General features: G+C 71.6%; 19 protein-coding genes. 14 read left to right on the top strand and 5 right to left on the bottom strand.

Annotation, left to right across the window (positions count from 1 at the left end):
- Positions 1–137 precede the first annotated feature (137 nt).
- The 3 genes from QFZ71_RS26775 (at position 138) to QFZ71_RS26765 (ending at position 3,599) form a co-directional block, all read left to right on the top strand.
- On the top strand, positions 138–1,175 hold the full coding sequence (locus QFZ71_RS26775) for an Rv2578c family radical SAM protein (RefSeq protein WP_307670709.1): 1,038 nt from the start codon (positions 138–140) through the stop codon (positions 1,173–1,175).
- 170 nt (positions 1,176–1,345) lie between these two features.
- Complete coding sequence (locus QFZ71_RS26770; RefSeq protein WP_307670708.1) at positions 1,346–2,932, top strand: alpha/beta hydrolase; 1,587 nt, start codon at positions 1,346–1,348, stop codon at positions 2,930–2,932.
- Positions 2,933–3,035: 103 nt separating this feature from the next.
- A complete protein-coding gene (locus QFZ71_RS26765; protein ID WP_307670707.1) occupies positions 3,036–3,599 on the top strand; it encodes a GNAT family N-acetyltransferase in 564 nt (187 codons plus the stop codon).
- Here the strand turns inward: QFZ71_RS26765 and QFZ71_RS26760 are convergent.
- Entirely contained in the window at positions 3,577–4,149 is a 573-nt protein-coding gene (locus tag QFZ71_RS26760; protein WP_373465158.1) for an adenylosuccinate lyase, read from the bottom strand. The genes QFZ71_RS26765 and QFZ71_RS26760 overlap by 23 nt on opposite strands.
- 394 nt (positions 4,150–4,543) lie before the next feature.
- On the opposite strand from QFZ71_RS26760, the gene QFZ71_RS26755 reads away from it, so the two are divergent.
- The gene (locus tag QFZ71_RS26755; RefSeq protein WP_307670705.1) at positions 4,544–6,325 is read left to right on the top strand and encodes a 3-hydroxyacyl-CoA dehydrogenase family protein; all 1,782 of its coding nucleotides are present in this window, start codon (positions 4,544–4,546) and stop codon (positions 6,323–6,325) included.
- 91 nt (positions 6,326–6,416) lie between these two features.
- Positions 6,417–7,229: a TetR family transcriptional regulator gene (locus QFZ71_RS26750; protein WP_307670704.1), complete on the top strand. Its 813-nt coding sequence runs from the start codon at positions 6,417–6,419 to the stop codon at positions 7,227–7,229.
- Here QFZ71_RS26750 and QFZ71_RS26745 read toward each other — a convergent pair.
- The gene (locus tag QFZ71_RS26745; protein WP_307670703.1) at positions 7,216–7,998 is read right to left on the bottom strand and encodes a restriction endonuclease; all 783 of its coding nucleotides are present in this window, start codon (positions 7,996–7,998) and stop codon (positions 7,216–7,218) included. The two genes, QFZ71_RS26750 and QFZ71_RS26745, sit on opposite strands and share 14 nt — an antisense overlap.
- 155 nt (positions 7,999–8,153) lie before the next feature.
- Between QFZ71_RS26745 and QFZ71_RS26740 the strand changes: the two genes are divergently transcribed.
- From QFZ71_RS26740 to pssA, 8 genes are all read left to right on the top strand, one after another.
- The gene (locus tag QFZ71_RS26740) at positions 8,154–8,951 is read left to right on the top strand and encodes a GNAT family N-acetyltransferase (RefSeq protein WP_307670702.1); all 798 of its coding nucleotides are present in this window, start codon (positions 8,154–8,156) and stop codon (positions 8,949–8,951) included.
- A gap of 350 nt (positions 8,952–9,301) precedes the next feature.
- A complete protein-coding gene (ccrA, locus tag QFZ71_RS26735) occupies positions 9,302–10,639 on the top strand; it encodes a crotonyl-CoA carboxylase/reductase (protein ID WP_307670701.1) in 1,338 nt (445 codons plus the stop codon).
- 9 nt (positions 10,640–10,648) lie between these two features.
- A complete protein-coding gene (locus QFZ71_RS26730) occupies positions 10,649–12,661 on the top strand; it encodes a protein meaA (protein ID WP_307670700.1) in 2,013 nt (670 codons plus the stop codon).
- Positions 12,658–13,632 (top strand): CoA ester lyase, encoded by a 975-nt coding sequence (locus QFZ71_RS26725; RefSeq protein ID WP_307670699.1) that lies wholly within the window; start codon positions 12,658–12,660, stop codon positions 13,630–13,632. The genes QFZ71_RS26730 and QFZ71_RS26725 overlap by 4 nt, the downstream gene beginning before the upstream one ends.
- Before the next feature lie 2 nt (positions 13,633–13,634).
- Positions 13,635–14,138, top strand: coding sequence for a MaoC family dehydratase (locus QFZ71_RS26720; RefSeq protein WP_307670698.1), 504 nt, complete (start codon positions 13,635–13,637; stop codon positions 14,136–14,138).
- A gap of 48 nt (positions 14,139–14,186) precedes the next feature.
- Complete coding sequence (locus tag QFZ71_RS26715; RefSeq protein WP_307670697.1) at positions 14,187–15,392, top strand: acyl-CoA dehydrogenase family protein; 1,206 nt, start codon at positions 14,187–14,189, stop codon at positions 15,390–15,392.
- Positions 15,393–15,572: 180 nt separating this feature from the next.
- Positions 15,573–16,220 (top strand): phosphatidylserine decarboxylase, encoded by a 648-nt coding sequence (locus tag QFZ71_RS26710; protein WP_307670696.1) that lies wholly within the window; start codon positions 15,573–15,575, stop codon positions 16,218–16,220.
- Positions 16,221–16,242: 22 nt separating this feature from the next.
- On the top strand, positions 16,243–17,070 hold the full coding sequence (pssA, locus tag QFZ71_RS26705) for a CDP-diacylglycerol--serine O-phosphatidyltransferase (RefSeq protein WP_307671598.1): 828 nt from the start codon (positions 16,243–16,245) through the stop codon (positions 17,068–17,070).
- 180 nt (positions 17,071–17,250) lie between these two features.
- Here pssA and QFZ71_RS26700 read toward each other — a convergent pair whose 3' ends face one another.
- The 3 genes from QFZ71_RS26700 to QFZ71_RS26690 form a co-directional block, all read right to left on the bottom strand.
- Positions 17,251–18,003: a PIG-L deacetylase family protein gene (locus QFZ71_RS26700; protein ID WP_307670695.1), complete on the bottom strand. Its 753-nt coding sequence runs from the start codon at positions 18,001–18,003 to the stop codon at positions 17,251–17,253.
- Positions 18,004–18,127: 124 nt separating this feature from the next.
- The gene (locus QFZ71_RS26695; RefSeq protein ID WP_307670694.1) at positions 18,128–18,760 is read right to left on the bottom strand and encodes a papain-like cysteine peptidase; all 633 of its coding nucleotides are present in this window, start codon (positions 18,758–18,760) and stop codon (positions 18,128–18,130) included.
- Positions 18,761–18,771: 11 nt separating this feature from the next.
- Entirely contained in the window at positions 18,772–19,920 is a 1,149-nt protein-coding gene (locus QFZ71_RS26690) for a hypothetical protein (RefSeq protein WP_307670693.1), read from the bottom strand.
- A gap of 485 nt (positions 19,921–20,405) precedes the next feature.
- Here QFZ71_RS26690 and QFZ71_RS26685 point away from each other — a divergent pair, with 485 nt between their 5' ends.
- Entirely contained in the window at positions 20,406–21,254 is an 849-nt protein-coding gene (locus QFZ71_RS26685) for a hypothetical protein (protein WP_307671597.1), read from the top strand.
- Positions 21,255–21,284 lie beyond the last annotated feature (30 nt).

Here is a 21,284-nt window from a genome sequence, read left to right as displayed (position 1 = left end):
CAAGCCCGCCCCGCGCCCTCCGCGGAAGCCCGCTCGCGGCACCGCCCGCACGCTCCGCGAGCCACGTGCGGCCACACCTCGCACGATCATGGGAACACATGTTCTATTCTGCGAGGAGTGCTACCGAGGAGGCGTCCATGCGCTGGGACAATCTGGTCGAGAAGAACTCGACGGCCGGGAACAGCGCGCTCTTCGCCGCGGACGCGGTGACCACGCGCACGTTCGACACCCCCGAATTCCGGGGCATCACCTTCCACGAGATCCGGGCCCGTTCGATCCTGAACCGGGTGCCCGGAGCCTCGCGGATGCCGTTCGAATGGACGGTGAACCCCTACCGGGGCTGCACACACGCCTGCGTGTACTGCTTCGCCCGCAAGACCCACAGCTATCTGGACCTGGACACCGGCATCGGGTTCGACTCCCAGATCGTCGTCAAGACCAACGCCGCCGAACTGCTCCAGCGGGAGCTGGGATCCCGGCACTGGCGGGGCGAGCACGTCGCCATGGGCACCAATGTCGACTGCTACCAGCGGGCGGAGGGCCGGTACCGGCTCATGCCGGGCATCATCTCCGCCCTGTGCGACCGCGCGAACCCGTTCTCGATCCTGACCAAGGGCACGCTGATCCTGCGCGACCTGGAGCTGCTGCGCCGGGCCGCCGAGGTCGCCGAGGTCGGTGTCTCGGTCTCCGTGGGCTTCACCGACCGGGAACTGTGGCGCACGGTCGAGCCGGGAACACCCTCCCCCGACCGCCGGCTGGACGTGGTGCGGGCCCTCACCGACGCCGGGATCGGCTGCTCCGTCCTGATGGCCCCGGTCATCCCGTTCCTCGGCGACCGCCCGGAGCAGTTGCGCGCCACCGTCGCGGCGGTCGCGGACGCGGGGGCGACCTCGGTGACCCCGCTCGTCCTGCATCTGCGGCCCGGCGCACGCGAGTGGTACCTGCACTGGCTGGGGCAGCACCACCCGCACCTGGTGGAGCGCTACGAGCGGATGTACGCGGACGGGGCGTACGCCCCCACCTGGTACCAGCGCCGCATCACGCGCCAGGTGCACGAGCTGGCGGACGCGTACGGCATCGGCCCCGCCCACCGGGGCGAGTCCCGCCGCGTCTCTCCGGCCCCTCCCACGGCCACCGCTTCGGAGCCCGGCCCGACCCAGCTGACCCTGCTCTGAAGACACGGGGAGAGCCTCGGGGCGGGCCACGAGCCGGACCGGCTCGTGCGGCCGATGGCGTGACCTACGGGCCCCATCCGCGCGGAACGGGCCCTTCCGCCGCGCGATTCGGGGAGCATGCGGCGGGGACCGGTGATCCGGCGCCGCGTCCCGCCACTCCGGGAGGCCCCATGACGAAACGTGCAGGAATTCTGGTCGCCGTCGGTGCGACCGTCGCCGGTCTGCTGACCGCCGCGCCCGGCCCGGCCGCCGCCACCACCGCGAGCGCGCCGCCCGCCCCTCGGCTGAAGTGGACCGACTGTCCCACCGAGAGCTACCCGACGCTCCAGTGCGCGAAGGTCCGCGCGCCTCTGGACCACCGCCGCCCTTCGGGCCGTCAGGTCACGCTCGCCCTGTCCCGCGTCCCGCACACCGCGAAGACCTTCCAGGGCCCGCTGCTGGTCAATCCGGGCGGTCCGGGCGGCAGCGGCCTGTCGATGGCGGGGTTCGTGGCCTCCTCGCTGCCGAAGAAGGTGGCGGCGCAGTACGACGTGATCGGTTTCGACCCGCGCGGGGTCGGCAAGAGCACCCCCGCACTGAACTGCGTACCGGGCCACTTCGACCCGGTGCGCCCGGACACGGTGCCCGCCTCCTACCGCGCGGAGCGGATCAACCGCGACCGGGCGGAGTCGTTCGCCCGCGCCTGCGGCGAGAAGCACGGCGACGTACTGCCGTACATGGACACGGTCAGCGCGGCCAAGGACCTCGACGTGATCCGCCGGGCGCTGGGCTCACGGCAGATCAACTACTTCGGCTACTCCTACGGCACCTACCTCGGCGCGGTCTACGCCAAGCTGTACCCGGACCGGGTGCGCCGCCTGGTCCTGGACTCGGTCGTCGATCCGGACGACGTCTGGTACGAGGGCAACCTCGGCCAGGACTACGCCTTCGACGACCGGCACAAGGCGTTCGCCGCGTGGGTCGCGCAGAACGACGCCGCGTACGGCCTGGGCACCGACCCGGCCCGTGTCGAGGCCACCTGGTACCGGATGCGGGCGGACGTGGCGCGGAAGCCCGCGGGCGGCACGGTCGGCGCGAGCGAGCTGGAGGACGCCTTCCTGCCCGGCGGCTACTACAACGGCTACTGGCCCTACCTCGCCGAGGCGTTCGCCGCGTACGTGAAGCACCGGGACGCCGACGCGCTGGTGGAGGTGTACGAGAACTTCGGCGCGGTGGACGCGAGCGGCGACAACGGCTACTCGGTCTACACCGCCGTCCAGTGCCGCGACGCCGGCTGGCCCGAGCACTGGAGCACCTGGCGCAACGACAGCCGGCGCATCCACGAGAAGGCGCCGTTCATGACCTGGAACAACACCTGGTACAACGCGCCGTGCGCGAACTGGCCGGTGGAGCCGCTGCGCCCGGTCCCGGTGAACAACCGGCAGCTGCCCCCGGCGCTCATCCTCCAGGCCACCGACGACGCGGCCACCCCGTACGGCGGCGCGGTCAGCATGCACCGCAAGCTCAAGGGCTCCAGCCTCGTCGTGGAGGAGGGCGGCGGCAACCACGGCATCACGCTGAGCGGGAACGCCTGCCTGGACGCGCATCTGACGGCCTATCTGACCGACGGCACGGTCCCGCGCGGCCGGGGCGAGGCGGACGCGGTCTGCGCCGCCCTGCCGGAGCCGAAGCCGCTGCCCGCCGAGAAGGCGGCGGCCCAGTCGGTGGACAACAGCGAGGGCAGCCGGCTGCACGGCCTGCTCGGCTTCCGCCGCTGACCCGGCCGGACCGCCCCCGCGGCCGGTTCCCTCACCGGCCGCGGGGGCGCCCCGCCGTAAAAGGGCGCGCGAATGTGCGGGGCGCACGCGAGGATGGCCCGGCATGAGGCACTCCGGCACTCCCCCGCATCCCCCCGGTACCACCGTCCGCGACATGCGGATCGAGGACTGCGCGGCCGTCGCCGCCGTCCGGGTGCGCGGCTGGCGGCACGCGTACCGGGGCATGATTCCGCAGCCGTACCTGGACGCGATGGACATCGCCGAGGAGACCGGGATGCGGCGCAGGTACTTCGAGGAACGCGGCGAGACCGTGAACGTGGTCGCGGAACGGCCGGACGGCACCGTCACCGGCTGGGCCTGCATCGGGCCGTACCGCGCCGAGGACCGCCGGTCCGCCCGCTGCGAGCTGTACGCGATCTACGTGCTGCCCGAGCACATCGGGACCGGCACCGGGCGGGCCCTGCTGACGGAGCTGACCGCCCGGGCGGCCGCCGCCGGGCACACGGGCATGGCGCTGTGGGTGCTCCGGGAGAACACGGCCGCGCGGCGCTTCTACGAGCGTGCCGGGTTCCGGCCGGACGGGGGCGAGGACACGTTCCTGGCGGGCGGTGCCCCGGTGTCCGAGGTGCGTTATGTCCGCGCGCTCACTGCCCCGGCAGCCGGCTGAGCGCCGCCGCCGCGGCCGCGCCGACGCGGGGGTGCGGGAGGGCCGCCGTGAGGACCGGGCGGGCCTGTTCGTCGGCGAGTCGTCCCAGGCCCTCCACGCAGGCGAGGGCGACACGCCAGTGGGGGTCGCCGGGGGCCAGCAGCCGGCCGAGGGTCTCGACCAGGGCGGGAACCGATTCGGGGGCCCGCAGGTCGGTCAGCAGGCGCACCGGGTAGAGGGCGTAGGCGGTGCGCAGGGTGTTGGTGGCGAGGGCGGCGGCCGCGCGCGGGGTGCGGGGGTCGCGCAGGAGGTACAGGGCGTGGGCGGCGGAGACGCAGCGCTCCGGGTCGCGGTGGTTGAGCAGGAGCACCAGCGCCTCGAAGGCCCTCCGGTCACCCGCGCAGCCGAGCCGGAAGGCGGCTATCTCGCGGGCCCACAGCGGCTGGCGCGGCTCCACCAGGACCCGTGCCAGCTCCTCGGGGTCCTCGACGGCGACGAGCCGGGCGTACTGCGGCGCCCCGGCCGCCTCGGGCTCCAGCCGGTCCATGAGCGAACGGAACTCCTCATCCATGACGCTCAGCGTATCGACGGACACACTGTGTACGGGACGGGTTCGCGGAGCCCGTGTGGTCCAGGGCACACGGACCCAGGGGTGGCGCGCTCGTTACCCGCCGGTTAATCTCATCTGAGCGGGGCCAACTCCCCGCAGGCTCCGGTGGCCTGGTGACGCAGCCACCGGAGTGCTTGTCGGTTCGGCTTCCTGTGCGACGCGACTCCGGGACAGAGTCCGTCACCCCTCACGGCCGGGCGCGCCGTCGCGCCTCGGCCCCGCACTCCACGACACGCAGCTTCCGTGCGCCCCGCGCGCCCTGCTCCACGACACGCAGCTCCGTACGCCACGCGCCGCTCCCTCATCGCCGCGCGCGCCGTGCTCCCCCAGTCGTCACTCACCCTGGAGTCCCGTGATGGACACCCCTCTTTCCACCATCGCCGTCGTCGGCCTCGGCACCATGGGCGCCGGTATCGCCGAGGTCCTGGCCCGCGCGGGCCGCGAGGTCATCGGCATCGACATCAGCGAGGCGGCCGCCCTCGGGGCCGTCGCCTCCCTCGAAGCGTCCACCGCGCGCGCCGTGAGCCGTGGGCGGATCACCGAGCAGGAGCGGGCCGACGCACTCGCCCGGTTCCGTACCTCGGACTCGCTGCGGGCCGCCGCCGACGCCGAGCTGGTCATCGAGGTGGTGCCCGAGTCGTACGAGATCAAGCAGCAGGTGTTCCGGGAGCTCGACGCGATCGTCTCCCCCACCGCGATCCTGGCCACCGGAACCAACGCCCTGTCGGTGACCCGGCTGGCCGCCGAGTCGCAGCGTCCCGAGCGCGTGCTCGGCCTGCACTTCTTCAACCCGGCGCCGGTGATGAAGCTGGTCGAGGTGGTCTCCTCGGTGCTGACCGCGCCGCCCGCCGTCGCGGCCGTCACCGCGCTCGCCCGCGAGCTGGGCAAGGAGCCGGTCGCGGTCGGCGACCGGCCCGGTTTCGTCGCGGACGGCCTGCTGTTCGGCTACCTCAACCAGGCCGCCGCGATGTACGAGGCGAACTACGCCTCCCGTGAGGACATCGACGCGGCGATGAAGCTGGGCTGCGGGCTGCCCATGGGCCCCCTCGCCCTGCTCGACCTGATCGGGATCGACACCGCCCGTACGGTCCTGGAGGCCATGTACGCCGAGTCCCACGACCGGCTGCACGCCCCGGCCCCCGTTCTCGGGCAGCTCAGCAGCGCCGGCCTGACCGGCCGCAAGGCCGGGCGCGGCTTCTACACGTACGACGCTCCGGGCGGCCAGGACGTGGTGCCGGACGCGCTGACCCCGGCGGCCGGCGCCGAGGCGGGCGCGGGGCGCGCGGTGGCGTCGGTGGGCGTCGCGGGCTCCGGCACCATGGCGTCCGGGATCGCGGAGGTCTTCGCGAAGGCCGGGTACGGCGTGGTGCTGGCGGCCCGGAGCCAGGAGAAGGCGGATCTCGCCAAGGGGCGGATCGCGAAGTCGCTGGAGCGGTCGGTGGCCAAGGGGCGGCTGACCGCCGAGGCCCGCGACGAGACGCTGGCCCGGATCACGGCGGCCGGTTCGCTGGACGCGTTCGCCGAGGTCGATCTCGCCGTGGAGGCGGTCGCCGAGGACCTGGAGGTCAAGCAGCAGTTGTTCGCCACGCTGGACAAGGTCTGCCGGCCGGGTGCGGTGCTCGCCACCACCACGTCCTCGCTTCCGGTCGTCGCGATCGCGCGGGCGACCACCCGCCCCGAGGACGTCATCGGGATGCACTTCTTCAACCCGGCCCCGGCGATGAAGCTGGTCGAGGTGGTCCGTACCGTCCTGACCGCCGACGACGTGCACGCCACGGTCCGCGCGGTCTGCGCGAAGATCCGCAAGCACCCGGTGGACTGCGGTGACCGGGCCGGGTTCATCGTGAACGCGCTGCTGTTCCCCTACCTCAACAACGCGATCAAGATGGTCGAGCAGCACTACGCCTCGCTGGACGACATCGACGCGGCGATGAAGCTGGGCGGCGGCTACCCGATGGGGCCGTTCGAACTGCTCGACGTGGTCGGCCTGGACGTCTCGCTGGCCATCGAGAAGGTGCTGCACCAGGAGTTCCGCGATCCGGGCCTGGCCCCCGCGCCGCTGCTGGAGCACCTGGTCGCCGCGGGCTGCCTCGGTCGCAAGACGGGGCGCGGCTTCCGCGAATATGCCCGTCGCTGATCCGGGAGCCGGGTGGGGCGGGCTGCTGGGACCGCCCGGCGGCCCGCCCCCGCAGGCGCGCTCTCCCGCACCGATGGGTTACGTTCATGCCATGTCCCAGCCCGCCAAGTCACCCCGTGCCACCACCGCGACCGACGCCCCGGAGACCACTGCGGGGACGCGGGCGGCCGCCCAACGGCTCAAGATGCGCCGTGAACTGGCCGCGGCCGCGATGGAACTCTTCGCCACGAAGGGGTACGAGGCGACCACCGTCGACGAGATCGCGGGCGCCGCGGGCGTCGCCCGCAGGACCTTCTTCCGGCACTTCCGTTCCAAGGAAGAGGCCATCTTCCCGGACCACGACGACACCCTCGTCAGGGCCGAGGCGGTGCTCAACGCCGCCCCCGCGCACGAGCATCCGCTCGACACCGTCTGCCGGGGCATCAAGGAGGTCATGAAGATGTACGCGGCCAAGCCCGCGGTCTCCGTGGCCCGTTACAAACTGACCCGTGAGGTACCGACCCTCCGGGAGGCCGAGATCGCGTCGGTGGCCCGCTACGAGCGGCTGTTCACCCGCTATCTCCTGGGCCATTTCGACGAGCGCGACCACCACGTGGGCAACGACGACCCGCTGCTCGCGGAGGTCGCCGCGTCCGCCGTGGTCACCGCGCACAACCATGTGCTGCGCCGCTGGCTGCGGGCGGGCGGCCAGGGGGACGTGGAAGCCCAGCTCGACCGCGCCTTCGCCATCGTGCGCGACACCTTCGGCACCGGTATCGGGGCGGGCCGCACCGCGGGGAACGAGCCGGAGCGGCCGGCCGCGTCGGTGGCCGCGGACGGCGAGGTGCTGGTGGCGGTGGCGCGTACCGATGCCCCGCTGGACGAGGTCATGCGGACGATCCAGCAGGCGCTCAAGGACCGCTGATCTCGGCGTCCAGCCGCTCGGCGGGGGTCACGGCCTCCCAGGGCGGTGGTGCGGCGCCCTCGCTCCAGGCGGCCAGCTCCTCGGGGCCGTAGCAGAGGATGGCGCACTGCTCGGCGTAGTCGAGGGCGGGCTGGGTGAAGCCGCCGGTGGAGACGACGAGCGCCACGCCCGCCGCGTGCACGGCGTAGCAGGTGCCGCCGAAGCGCTGGAGGTCCTGCGATCCCGCCCGGTTCTCCTCCCCGTAGCGCTTGCACTGGACGACGAGGCGGCGGCCGTCCGGGGTGGTGCCCACCACGTCGGCGCCCAGGTCGCCGGCGCCGCCCACCACCTCGGCGTCGGCGCAGCCGTCGCGGCGGCAGAGTTCGGCGACGGCTTCCTCGAAGGCGTACGGGTCCAGTCGGGCGAGGTCGACGGGGTGGGTGGCCGGTTCCGGGGGCGCGACGCGGGCCTCGGCGCGGGCCGCCTCGGCGGCGTCCAGCTCCGCGAGGCCCACCTCGACGATGCCGTACGCGGCCTCGGTGACGGCCTCCGCGACCCGGCGGGCGCGCCGGCGGCGGCGCAGCACCAGGACGGCCGCGGCCAGCAGCGGGAGGGCCACGAGGACGGCGATGAACGGGTGGCGGGCGGCGCTGTGCCAGGCCGCCCGGAGCGTCACGCCGCCGCCCGCGAGGATCAGGGCGATCAGAGCGAAGCCGAAGGAGGTGCGCCGGAGGTCGAACGAGGCCCGCCCTCGCCGGTCGCCGTGTCTGCGGCGGATCGGTATCGCCATCGGTGCCCCATCCCTTGTTCCGTCGTCGCTCCAAGATCACTTGTTGTCGCACCATGTGCCCCGCGCCGCGTTTTCGACTCTCCCGGCGGGGCGTGCGGTGCGGAGTCGGCCGAAATCCGGTGGCCCTCCATCCGTCGCCGTGCTGAGGTGCGCGGATGCGACCTACCGAGATCCGCGACCTGTTCGACCGCGACCTGCGGGAGCACGCCCGCCCGGACGGGCCCGGCGTACGCGTCGAGCGCGCCGGGCCCCTGGTCCGCCAGGTCGGCGGGCCCGACGACTGGAACGGGGTGGTCTGGTCGGACCCGCGGCTGGACGCCGAGGGGGCCGACGCGGCGATCGCGGCCCAGATCGCGCACTGGGGAGCCCTCGGCCACGAGGAGTTCGAATGGAAGCTCTACTCCCACGACGGCCCGGCCGACCTGGGCGAGCGGCTGCGGGCGGCCGGGTTCGTCCCCGAGGCGACGGAGACCCTGCTGGTCGCCCCCGTGGAGGCGCTGGCCCCGGTGCGCGGGGCGGAGCCGCCCGAGGGGATCGATCTCCTTCCGGTGACCGACGCGGCCGGGGTCGATCTCATGGTCCTGGCCCACGAGCGGGCGTTCGGGACGGGCGCGGGGCGGCTGCGCCACCAGGTGCTGACGCGGCTGGAGCGGGCTCCGGACGAGGTCGTCGCCCTGGTGGCCATGGCGGGCGGGGAGCCGGTCAGCTCGGCCCGGATGGAGCTGTACCCCGGCACGGACTTCTGCGGGCTCTGGGGCGGCGGCACGGTCGCCGCGTGGCGGGGCAGGGGCCTCTACCGGACGCTGGTCGCCCGTCGCGCGCGGATCGCCGCCGACAAGGGCTTCCGCTTCCTCCAGGTCGACGCGAGCGCCATGTCGGCCCCGATCCTGGTCCGGCTCGGTTTCACGGCGCTCGCCACGACGACGCCGTATGTGTACCGCGCGGGGCGGTGACCGCCTGCCAGCAGGACAGAACGTCTCGTAACGCCCATCGTGTTGCTCATGCGTGCCTACGAGATGACAAGTGAGAGAAATTGTTGGCACTGGGTGCCTTGTCAGGTGTCACGGAGTGCCATACGTTGATGGTGTCCGGGCGGCCGGCGTGCTGAGACCTCACACGTACGCCGGCTGTCCCCGCAACCACCGCGCTGCGCGCCCGGACGCCTGCGTCACAGGCACCCTTCTGCTCCACCGGGCAAAGCCGAGCTCCACCCGCCGAACCGACGGCAACACCTCCACATAGCACCCCCTGCCAGCAGGGCCCCTCAAGCGTTCCCTCGACGCGCATCATCGGAGGCAACACCGTGAAGGAAATCCTGGACGCGATCCAGTCGCAGGACAGCACCGCCGCGGACTTCGCGGCCCTGCCCCTCCCCGAGTCCTACCGCGCGATCACCGTGCACAAGGACGAGGCGGAGATGTTCGCGGGGCTGGAGTCCCGTGACAAGGACCCCCGCAAGTCGATCCACCTGGACGACGTCCCGGTCCCCGAACTCGGCCCCGGTGAGGCCCTCGTCGCCGTGATGGCCAGCTCGGTGAACTACAACTCCGTCTGGACCTCCATCTTCGAGCCGGTCTCGACGTTCAACTTCCTGGAGCGGTACGGGAAGCTCAGCGAGCTGACCAAGCGCCACGACCTGCCGTACCACATCATCGGATCCGACCTGGCGGGCGTCGTCCTGCGCACCGGCCCCGGCGTGAACGCCTGGAACCCGGGCGACGAGGTCGTCGCGCACTGCCTCTCGGTCGAGCTGGAGTCCTCCGACGGCCACAACGACACGATGCTCGACCCCGAGCAGCGCATCTGGGGCTTCGAGACGAACTTCGGCGGCCTCGCCGAGATCGCGCTCGTCAAGTCCAACCAGCTGATGCCCAAGCCCCAGCACCTCAGCTGGGAGGAGGCCGCCGCCCCCGGCCTGGTCAACTCGACCGCGTACCGCCAGCTCGTCTCGCGCAACGGCGCGGGCATGAAGCAGGGCGACAACGTGCTGATCTGGGGTGCCAGCGGCGGACTCGGCTCCTACGCCACCCAGTTCGCGCTGGCCGGCGGCGCCAACCCGATCTGCGTCGTCTCCAGCCCCGAGAAGGCCGAGATCTGCCGGGCCATGGGCGCGGAGGCGGTCATCGACCGCAACGCCGAGGGCTACAAGTTCTGGAAGGACGAGCGCACCCAGGACCCCAAGGAGTGGAAGCGCTTCGGCAAGCGCATCCGGGAGTTCACCGGCGGCGAGGACATCGACATCGTCTTCGAGCACCCGGGCCGCGAGACCTTCGGCGCCTCGGTCTACGTCACCCGCAAGGGCGGCACGATCACCACCTGCGCCTCCACCTCGGGCTACATGCACGAGTACGACAACCGTTACCTGTGGATGTCCCTGAAGCGCATCATCGGCTCCCACTTCGCCAACTACCGTGAAGCGTGGGAGGCCAACCGCCTCATCGCCAAGGGCAAGATCCACCCGACGCTCTCCAAGACGTACTCCCTGGAGGACACCGGCCAGGCGGCGTACGACGTCCACCGCAACCTGCACCAGGGCAAGGTCGGCGTCCTGGCGCTGGCCCCCCGCGAGGGCCTGGGCGTGCGCGACCAGGAAATGCGCGAGCAGCACATCGACGCCATCAACCGCTTCCGCAACGTCTGAGGTTCTCCGATGAACGAACGTCAGAAGGACCGGCCCTGGCTCATGCGGACGTACGCCGGTCACTCGACCGCCGAAGCGTCCAACGAGCTGTACCGCCGCAACCTCGCCAAGGGCCAGACGGGTCTCTCGGTCGCCTTCGATCTGCCGACGCAGACCGGATACGACCCGGACCACATCCTCGCCCGCGGCGAGGTGGGCCGCGTCGGTGTTCCCGTCTCGCACCTCGGTGACATGCGGCGGCTGTTCCAGGACATCCCCCTGGAGCAGATGAACACCTCGATGACGATCAACGCGACCGCCATGTGGCTGCTGGCGCTCTACCAGGTGGTCGCGGAGGAGCAGGGGGCCGACACCTCCAAGCTGCAGGGGACCACGCAGAACGACATCGTGAAGGAGTACCTCTCGCGCGGGACGCACGTCTTCCCGCCGGTGCCCTCGCTGCGGCTGACCACGGACATGATCACGTACACGGTCAACCGCATCCCCAAGTGGAACCCGATCAACATCTGCAGCTACCACCTCCAGGAGGCGGGGGCCACCCCGGTCCAGGAGATCGCGTACGCCATGTCCACCGCCATCGCGGTGCTCGACGCGGTCCGCGACTCGGGCCAGGTGCCCGAGGAGAAGTTCGGTGACGTGGTCGCCCGCATCTCGTTCTTCGTGAACGCGGGCGTCCGCTTCATCGAGGAGATGTGCAAGATGCGCGCCTTCGGCCGTATCTGGGACCGCGTCACCCGCGAGCGGTACGGCATCACCGACGCCAAGAAGCGCCGCTTCCGCTACGGCGTCCAGGTCAACTCCCTCGGCCTGACCGAGGCGCAGCCGGAGAACAACGTCCAGCGCATCGTCCTGGAGATGCTGGCCGTCACCCTCTCCAAGGACGCCCGTGCCCGCGCGGTGCAGCTGCCGGCCTGGAACGAGGCGCTGGGACTGCCCCGGCCCTGGGACCAGCAGTGGTCGCTCCGCATCCAGCAGGTGCTGGCGCACGAGAGCGATCTGCTGGAGTACGAGGACATCTTCGCCGGTTCGCACGTCATCGAGGCCAAGGTGGACGCCCTGGTCGAGGAGTCGCTGGCGGAGATCGACCGCATCCAGCAGATGGGCGGCGCGATGGCGGCCGTCGAGTCCGGCTACCTCAAGTCCGAGCTGGTCGCCTCGCACGCGGCGCGGCGGGCCCGCATCGAGGGCGGCGAGGAGAAGATCGTCGGCGTCAACATCTACGAGTCCACCGAGCCCAACCCGCTCACGGCCGACCTCGACGGCGCGATCATGACGGTCGACCCCGAGAACGAGGCGCGGGTCGTCGCCGCGCTGCACGAATGGCGCGACAACCGCGACGAGGCGCGCGCCTCCGAGGCGCTGGCCGCGCTGAAGAAGGCGGCGGCGGGCACCGAGAACATGATGGAGGCCACCGTCGAGTGCGCCCGCGCGGGCGTCACCACCGGCGAGTGGTCCTGGGCGCTGCGGGACGTCTTCGGCGAGTTCCGCGCCCCCACCGGGGTCTCCTCGGCCCCGGTCGCGGTGGCCGCCGAGCCGGGCAGCACGCTCGCCCTGGTCCGGGGGAAGGTCACCCGGACCGCCGCCGACCTCGGTGTGGGACGGCTGCGCCTGCTGGTCGGCAAGCCGGGCCTCGACGGGCACTCCAACGGGGCCGAGCAGATCGCCGTACGGGCCAGGGACGCCGGGTTCGAGGTGGTCTACCAGGGCATCCGGCTGACGCCCGAGCAGATCACCGACGCCGCGCTCGCCGAGGACGTGCACTGCGTGGGCCTGTCCATCCTGTCCGGCTCGCACGCGGAGCTGGTGCCCGACGTACTGCGCCGGCTGCGCGAGGCCGGGGCCGCGGACATCCCGGTGATCGCGGGCGGCATCATCCCGCCGGCCGACGCCGCGGCGCTCATCGGAGCCGGTGTGGCCGCCGTCTTCACCCCGAAGGACTTCGGCATCACCGAGATCATCGGCCGTATCGTCGACGAGATCCGGAAAGCGAACAAGCTCGACCCTCTGGAGGTCCCCGCATGACCACGCCCACCCCCTCGGTCAACCGGCTGCGCCCGCGCCGTTCGTGTCTGGCCGTGCCGGGCTCCAATCCGCGCTTCCTGGAGAAGGCCCAGGGCCTCCCGGCCGACCAGGTCTTCCTGGACCTGGAGGACGCCTGCGCCCCGCTCGCCAAGGAGGGCGCGCGCCACCACATCGTGGACGCGCTCAACAACGGCGACTGGAGCGGCAAGACCCGCGTCGTGCGGGTCAACGACTGGACCACGCACTGGACCTACCGGGACGTCGTCACGGTCGTCGAGGGCGCGGGCCCGAACCTCGACTGCATCATGCTGCCGAAGGTCCAGGACGCCCAGCAGGTCGTGGCGCTGGACCTGCTGCTCACCCAGATCGAGAAGACGATGGGCTTCGAGGTCGGGAAGATCGGCATCGAGGCGCAGATCGAGAACGCCAAGGGCCTGGTGAACATCGACGACATCGCCGAGGCCTCGCCCCGTCTGGAGACGCTGATCTTCGGCCCGGCCGACTTCATGGCCTCCATCAACATGAAGACCCTGGTCGTCGGCCAGCAGCCGCCCGGCTACCCGGCGGACGCCTACCACTACATCCTGATGCGCATCCTGATGGCCGCCCGCGCCCACGACCTCCAGGCGATCGACGGCCCGTTCCTCCAGATCCGGGACGTGGACGCCTACCGCGAGGTGGCCGGCCGCGCCGCCGCCCTCGGCTTCGACGGCAAGTGGGTGCTGCACCCCGGCCAGGTCGACGCCGCCAACGAGGTGTTCTCGCCCTCGCAGGAGGACTACGACCACGCCGAGCTGATCCTCGACGCCTACGACTGGTGCACCTCCGAGGAGGGCGGCAAGAAGGGCTCCGCGATGCTCGGCGACGAGATGATCGACGAGGCCAGCCGCAAGATGGCCCTGGTCATCGCCGGCAAGGGCCGGGCCGCCGGAATGCAGCGCACCTCCAAGTTCGAAGCCCCGGAGGCCTGATCATGCAGTTCGGACGCACGTATGAGGAATTCGAGGTCGGCGCCGTCTACAAGCACTGGCCCGGAAAGACGGTCACGGAGTACGACGACCACCTCTTCTGTCTGCTGACCATGAATCACCACCCGCTGCACATGGACAGCAATTACGCGGAGAAGACGACCGACTTCGGGAAGAACGTCGTCGTCGGCAACTACATCTACTCGCTGCTGCTCGGCATGTCGGTGCCGGACATCTCCGGAAAGGCCATCGCCAACCTGGAGGTCGAGTCGCTGAAGCACATCGCGCCGACCTTCCACGGCGACACGATCTACGGCGAGACGACCGTGCTGGACAAGACGCCGTCGAAGTCGAAGAGCGACCGCGGGATCGTGTACGTGGAGACCCGCGGCTACAAGCAGGACGGCACCGTGGTCTGCGTCTTCCGGCGCAAGGTGATGGTTCCCACCGAGACGTACATCAAGGAGCGCGGCGGCGAGCAGCCCGGCCGCCCGACGCCGTCCAACTGACCTGCGCGGCCGTGCGGCCGCCCGCGTGAAGCCACAGGAGAAGCAGCCATGACGCGACTCGCCCAGACCGCCGGTCTGAACGACGTACAGCGGGAGATCCTCGCCACGGTCCGGGATTTCGTCGACAAGGAGATCATTCCGGTCGCGACCCAGCTGGAGCACCGGGACGAGTACCCCACGCAGATCGTGGAGGGACTGAAGGAACTCGGCCTGTTCGGGCTGATGATCCCCGAGGAGTACGGAGGCCTGGGCGAGTCGCTGCTCACCTACGCGCTGTGCGTGGAGGAGATCGCGCGCGGCTGGATGAGCGTGTCGGGCATCATCAACACGCACTTCATCGTGGCCTACATGCTCAAGCAGCACGGCACCCAGGAGCAGAAGGACACCTTCCTGCCGCGGATGGCGCTGGGCGAGGTGCGCGGGGCCTTCTCGATGTCCGAGCCGGCGCTCGGCTCGGACGTCTCGGCGATCTCGTCGAAGGGCGTGAGGGACGGCGACGAGTACGTTCTCAACGGCCAGAAGATGTGGCTGACGAACGGCGGGACCTCCACCCTGGTGGCCGTTCTGGCCCGGAGTGACGAAGGCCACCCCGAGGGGACCGCGCCGCACAAGTCGATGACGACCTTCCTGGTGGAGAAGGAGGCCGGCTTCGGAGAGGTCCGGCCCGGCCTGACGATCCCCGGAAAGATCGACAAGATGGGCTACAAGGGCGTCGACACGACCGAGCTCATCATGGACGACCTGCGCATTCCGGCCAATCGGGTCCTCGGGGGCACGACGGGCCGCGGTTTTTACCAGATGATGGACGGCGTCGAGGTCGGCCGGGTGAATGTCGCGGCACGTGGCTGCGGTGTCGCGCAGCGTGCGTTCGAACTGGGCGTTTCGTACGCGCAACAGCGCCACACCTTCGGCAAGCCGATCGCCCAGCACCAGGCGATCCAGTTCAAACTGGCCGAAATGGCCACCAAGGTCGAGGCCGCTCATGCGATGATGGTGAATGCGGCACGCAAAAAGGACTCCGGGGAACGTAACGACCTGGAGGCAGGGATGGCGAAGTACCTCGCCTCCGAGTACTGCAAGGAAGTCGTCGAGGACGCCTTCCGTATCCACGGCGGTTACGGCTTCTCCAAGGAGTACGAGATCGAGCGCCTCTACCGTGAGGCGCCGATGCTGCTGATCGGTGAAGGTACCGCCGAGATCCAGAAAATGATCATTGGCCGGCGCCTCTTGGAGGAGTACCGATTCCAGGGCTGATTGTCCGTTCTGGGGTGATCTGGTGGCGAAGAACATCACACCGGGTCACCCTCGACGGGCGGCGTTCGACAGTCCGACTCGGCTGCTGGCTTGCCCAGTTGCGCCCGGCAACCGATAGCATCTTCGGAAAGCCGCCGTCCCCCGTTGCCAGCGCGGCATCATCCGCTACGAAGGTCATCCATGCCCGACAGCACTTCCTCCGCATCCCGCGGTGGGGTCCGCATCGCCCGCGGAGCATCTCCGTGGCTCCTGCCGACCGTCGCCACCGCAGCCCTCAGCCTGGCCCGCGCCCGCACGTCGAGGCGCTGGGCAGCAGCGGCTGTGCCCACCACTGCGCTCGCGGCGGGCATGCTGTGGTTCTTCCGTGACCCCGAGCGCGAGATCTCCGAGGGCCGGGTCATCTCCCCGGCCGACGGCGTGGTGCAGAGCATCATGCCGTGGAAGGACGGGCGCACCCGCGTCGCGATCTTCATGAGCCCGCTCAACGTCCACGTGAACCGCGCGCCGCTGGCGGGCACCGTGACGTCGGTCGAGCACATTCCGGGCGGATTCGTTCCGGCGTTCAACAAGGAGAGCGAGAACAACGAGCGCGTTGTCTGGCACTTCGACACCGAGCTCGGCGACATCGAGATGGTGCAGATCGCGGGAGCGGTCGCCCGTCGGATCGTGCCGTACCTCCCCCAGGGCACGAAGGTGGAGCAGGGCGAGCGCATCGGCCTGATCCGCTTCGGCTCGCGCGTGGACATCTACCTCCCGGAGGGGATCGATGTCGCGGTCGAGGTCGGCCAGGCCACCACCGCGGGGGTGACTCGAATTGACCGTGATTGATCCTGATACCAAGGCCGGCTGGGTGCCGGAGGCGGACGAGGAGAACGACACCGAGGGCGCGGAGGACATGCCGCTGTCGATGCGGCTGTCGATAGCGGACACGCTCACGCTCGGTAACGCGACGTGCGGGTTCATGGCGGTGTACTTCACCACCACGGGCATTCTGATCCCGCACCTCACGGGCAGCGACGAGACGGGCATGGCCCGGCACTCGGCCGCCACCGCGGTGATCCTCATGCTCATGGCCGCGATCTTCGATCTGTTCGACGGACTCGTGGCGCGCAAGCTGCGCTCCTCGCCGATGGGCGCCGAGCTGGACAACCTCTCGGACCTGATCAGCTTCGGTCTCGCGCCGGCCTACTTCGTGCTCGTGTACGGCATGGTCGCCGACGACGCCCATCAGCGGGTGTCGGCACTGGCGGCGATCGTGGTGTTGCTGGCGGTGGTGCTCAGACTGGCCAGATTCTCCTGCGTGACCTTGAAGGACGGCATGTTCCAGGGCATGCCGAGCCCGTTCGGAGCGCTGACGGTCGTCTCGATCGTGCTCCTGGAGCTGCCGTTCGTCCCGACCCTGCTGGCGATCGTCGGTGTGGCGTGGCTGATGGTGAGCCGGGTGGAGTACCCCAAGCCGCGGGGCATCCTCGCGGTGGCGATGCTCAGCTGGATCGTCGGCGCGATGGGGCTGCTCGCCGCGTGGGCGTTCGACGCGCCGGGCGGTCAGCTGCTGCTCCAGACGGGCTGCGCGCTCCAGGTGGTGCTCGGCGCGGTGATCCCGCTGTTCGCCACGGCGCGACGGGTGAACACGTTCCGTGACAATCGGCGCGAGGCGCGGGCGGCTCAGCTCCCGTAGCGCGGCGGTCACCCTCCGTACGGCAGGTCCTCGAGGGCCCGGATGCTCCCCGGCATCCGGGCCCTCGTGCGTTTCCCGCGCGCTCCTTCACCCTCGGCCCTCGTGGGTCTCCCGGCGCTCGTCCCTTCGCCGGGGCCTGTGCCTCGGGCCTTTCCCGTATCCCGTCTCCCGGCGCCGGGCTCAGGCGGCGCCGCGAGGCTCGGCGCTCCAGATCAGCTCGGTGCGCAGCGGCCCGTTCCGGTCCAGGAAGGCGCCGTGGGCCGGGGCGAGGCCGGATAGCTGGGAGGCGTGGCACAGGACGGCCTCGCGCTTGGCCGCCCACTGCTCGTCGGTGAGCGTCAGCTCGTGGCGGACGGTGAGCCGGTGGGTGCGGGTCAGCCGCTGGTAGGCGGTCCCCCACTTCTCGCTCGCGGCCAGTGCGGCGCTCGCGTCGGAGGCTCCCCATTCCGGCAGGTGCCCGGTGTAGGGCAGATCGGCGTAGACCCAGGGCTCGGGCGCCCCGGCCTCGGCGAGGACCCGCTGGGCGCGCAGCCGTACGGCCTCGTGGTCCGGCTGGTTGGTGGCGAGCGGTACGAGGATCCGGGTGCCGGGGGCCAGCGAGCGCAGCAGCGGGTCCAGGCCGGCCGGTTCGTCGCCCGCGCGGACGTACGGGCCGTCGGGGTGGTCGATGAGGACCTGCTCGGCCCCCAGGAGCGCGCAGGAGCGGGCGTCCTCGGACCGGCGGACCTCGTACGCCTCGCGGGCCGAGCTGAAGCCGCAGAGGGCGTCCCACCCGGAGACCGGCAGACCGGCGGCGGGCGGGCCGCCGTGGACGGTGACCACGGCGAGCGGGCCGGGCAGGGTGGGCAGCAGCCCGGCGAGGGAGAGCGCGGCGTCGTCGAAGTGCGGCGAGACGACGACGGTGCGCCAGGGCGGGGGTACGGCGGCGGGCACGGGTCCTCCGGAGGGGTGCGGGCAGCGGGTGGGCGGGGCTTCGGGTGGGCGGCGCGGCGGTCGGCCGGGAGACGGTGTCAGGGGCGGAGGGCCGGGAGCGGGGGACGGCGCTCAGGGACGGCGGTCAGGCACGGCGGTCGGCTCCGGGGGCTCGGGGGATGTCCAACGGGGCCAGGGCGGCGTCCCAGGCGGCGTCGTCACCCTCCCAGCGGCCCGGATCGAGGGGGACCGTGCCCCACAGGACGCCCGGCGGGAGGGCCTCCGCGTCCGTCGGGGGCGTACGGCGCAGCCACAGCAGGTCGAAGTCGTGGGCCGGGTAGCGGGTGCGCAGCAGGGAGTGCAGGGCGGCCAGGTCCGGGGCGCCGCTCTCGTCGAACGCGTCCTGGTGGACGTAGAGGACGCGGGAGCGGGAGGCGGTCAGGGCGCGCCAGCGGGCGGCGAGGTGATCGAACTTGGACCGGACCGCGTCGAACTGCTCCGCGATGATCGCGGAGGTCAGGGGGGCGCCCTCCGGGGCTCGGAAGTCGTGGAAGAAGCGGATGTTCGAGCCCCGGTCCCGTACGCAGGCGCCATCGCTGAACGGCTCGCACAGGCCGGGGCGGAGGACATTGGCGAAGTCGGCCGCGACGGTCTCCCGTACGGCGACGAGGTCGAGGTCGAGCCAGTCGAAGAAGTGGGCCCGTTCGACGCCGGTGACGCGGCGGAGCTGGTAGGTCGACTCGCAGTGGTAGCCGAGGCCGACGCAGACGTCGTACATCGCGTACCCGGTCAGGCGCCGATGCGCCGCAGCAGGACGCCGATGGAGCCGCGCTTGCTCAGATAGGCGCGGCCGCCGCAGACGGCTTCCAGCGCGGGGGCGACGAGCGGCGTCTCGTCGGTCTTCTCCCAGTGCGGGGTGCGCTCCAGCCAGGGGGTCAGTCCGGCGGCGAGCGCCTCCGGTTCCAGGGCGACGAAGACCAGGTCGGCGGGGAGCCGGTCGAGCAGGTCGAGATCCTGGCCGTAGTAGAGCATCTCGATCAGGAGGTAGGCCGCGCCCGGAAGGCCGGGGCGGGCGGCCAGCTCCTCCAGCGACTCCGGGTGGATGTGTGCCGCCTCCCCGGCGCGGGCGGCGAGCCGGTGGCGGAAGGCCGCGTTGGGTTCGGTCGCGTGGACGGTGAACCCCTTGTCCAGGAGCCGGGTGGTGAGGGCCCCTTCGCAGGCGCCGACCTCGACGAGGGGCCCGCTGCCGGGCGGGCAGTGCCCGGCGATCCAGGCGACGGTGGTGTCCAGCCGCTCCGCCTCGTACGCGGAGGTGGCGAACTCCCAGGGGTCGTCCACCGAGGCGGCGTCCTCGTCGAGACTGGCCAGGAGTGCGAACAGCCGCTCGCGTTCCCCGGGTCCGGCCGCGAAGAAGCGTTCGGTGGCGTGGACCCGTCCGGTCCGGACGACGTGCTCCTCCGAGGCGGTGCGCAGCAGGTGACCGCAGTGCCGGTTGACGAAGGCGAGTTTGGCGGCGACACCGGCCCGGTCCAGGGGCCGGTCCAGGTCGCTGATGAACTGGAGGTACGGGGAGTGGCCGACGGCGTGCAGGACGGGGCGGCCCCCGGCGGCGTCGGCGGTGTCCCGGCCGAGACGGCCGCGGCTGCGCCGGGTGTCGGCGGGCGAGTGGGTCCAGAGGCGGGCGGCCCCTCCCCCGTCCGATGCCGCGACGAGCGCTGCCAGGGCCTCGGGGCCCGGCGACGCGGCGTGCTCGTCGACCGGGCGGACCAGCGGGGCCAGGGCGTCGAGACGGTCGGCGAGCGGCCGGCCGGCGGGGAGCACCAGCCGCTCGCCGGTGTCGCCGCACAGGACGTGGATCTCGTGCTCCTCCCCGCCGAGCACGGAAAGGAAGTCCAGGGCCGCGTCCTCGGCCCTGAGTACCGCCACGATGTCGATCACGGAAGGATCCCCTCAGCAGAACGCAACAGAACTCGGCGGTGGACGGGCGGAACGCGGCGCTGTCCGGGCAGGCTCCGGCCGTACGTGGGCGAAAGGCGGGCGGACCCGGTCCCGAAGGCGCGGAGTCCGGAACGAGCTAACCACTGCCGCTCCAGGTGGTCCAGACCAATTTTCCGCCGATCATGAGAGCCCTCCGGTGCGGCCGCGCGGTGGCGGAGCCCCGCCGCCGCCGCTCCGGAACCGGCTACTCGCCCGTACCGCGTAGTCGAGTTCCGGCCACACCCGTGCCCCTTCGGCTCCGGCTCCTACCACCCCGCGCACCGGGCCGCCAGAGGTGAAGTCCCGTTGCCGACTGAGCCGTTCCGCGTCCGGGATGAGTATCGGAATCCCGTCACCGTGGCGCGATGCGCTTCTAGAATCGCCTCGCACCGACGCCCGGACCACGACGGCCGGGGTGCGGGTTTGCGGGACCAGGGGGTCCGATGATGAAGCTGATGCTGGTGGGGCCACGTGTGGTGGCGGTCGCGGCGGCGGGGGCGCTGCTGGCCGGCTGCGGCGGGCCGGCGGCGAAGGGCGGGGGCGGGCCCGGCCCGAAGCCGAGCGGATCGGCGAAGCGGGGCGGCACGGAGACCGGCGGGAAGAAGACCGGGGGGACGGGGAAGCCCGATCCGCAGCGGTCCACGCTGCCGGGAGCGCTGCCCAGCGCCTACGAGTTCACGCCGGACCCGGCACGGGTCCCGAAAGACGCGGCCCGCGCGCGGAAGCTGACCCGTAATGCCGCGCTCGGGGAGAACGACTGGGCGGCGGGCATGGTGCGGCACACCCCGTACGAGAGCGGCGGCAGCTGGCCCGTGCTCCCGGAATCGTGCGTCTGGACCCGCTCCGCGCTGCCCTCGGGAATCCTGGACAGCTTCACGCGGCGGCTCGACCTCCCGGCCCGCGGCGGCAAGGGCCGGGTGCAGGGGGCGGTGACCGTGACCGTGCACCGGACCGAGGCGGGGGCCGAGCGGGAGATCGAGGACACCGTCCAGGAGAGCTTCCGCTGCCCGCGGCAGGAGCTGGGCGGCGGGCAGCGCCTCAGCGGGCTGATGTCACTGCGGTTCGACCAGAAGGACGTGCGCAACGCGGACGCCTCCCTGTTCGAGGCGGGGAAGTACACCGGACCCGGGTCGGGCGGCGTCCAGGACTACGTGTGGTCGAAGTCCCGGATCGGCCCGGTGACGACGGCCGTGTCGGTCAAGGGCGCGAAGGGCTACCAAAACAGCGACCTGCTGCGGATCGCCGCCGAGGGCGGCGCCAAGGTGCTCTACCGCGTCGAACTGGAGCTGAAGTGACCGCGGACCGGAACGAGAGGCACTGACCCC

The sequence above is a fragment of the Streptomyces sp. V2I9 genome, assembly GCF_030817475.1.
Lineage (GTDB): Bacteria > Actinomycetota > Actinomycetes > Streptomycetales > Streptomycetaceae > Streptomyces.
Note: the sequence above shows the minus strand (reverse complement) of the source record. Positions and strands in the feature narration are given on the sequence as shown.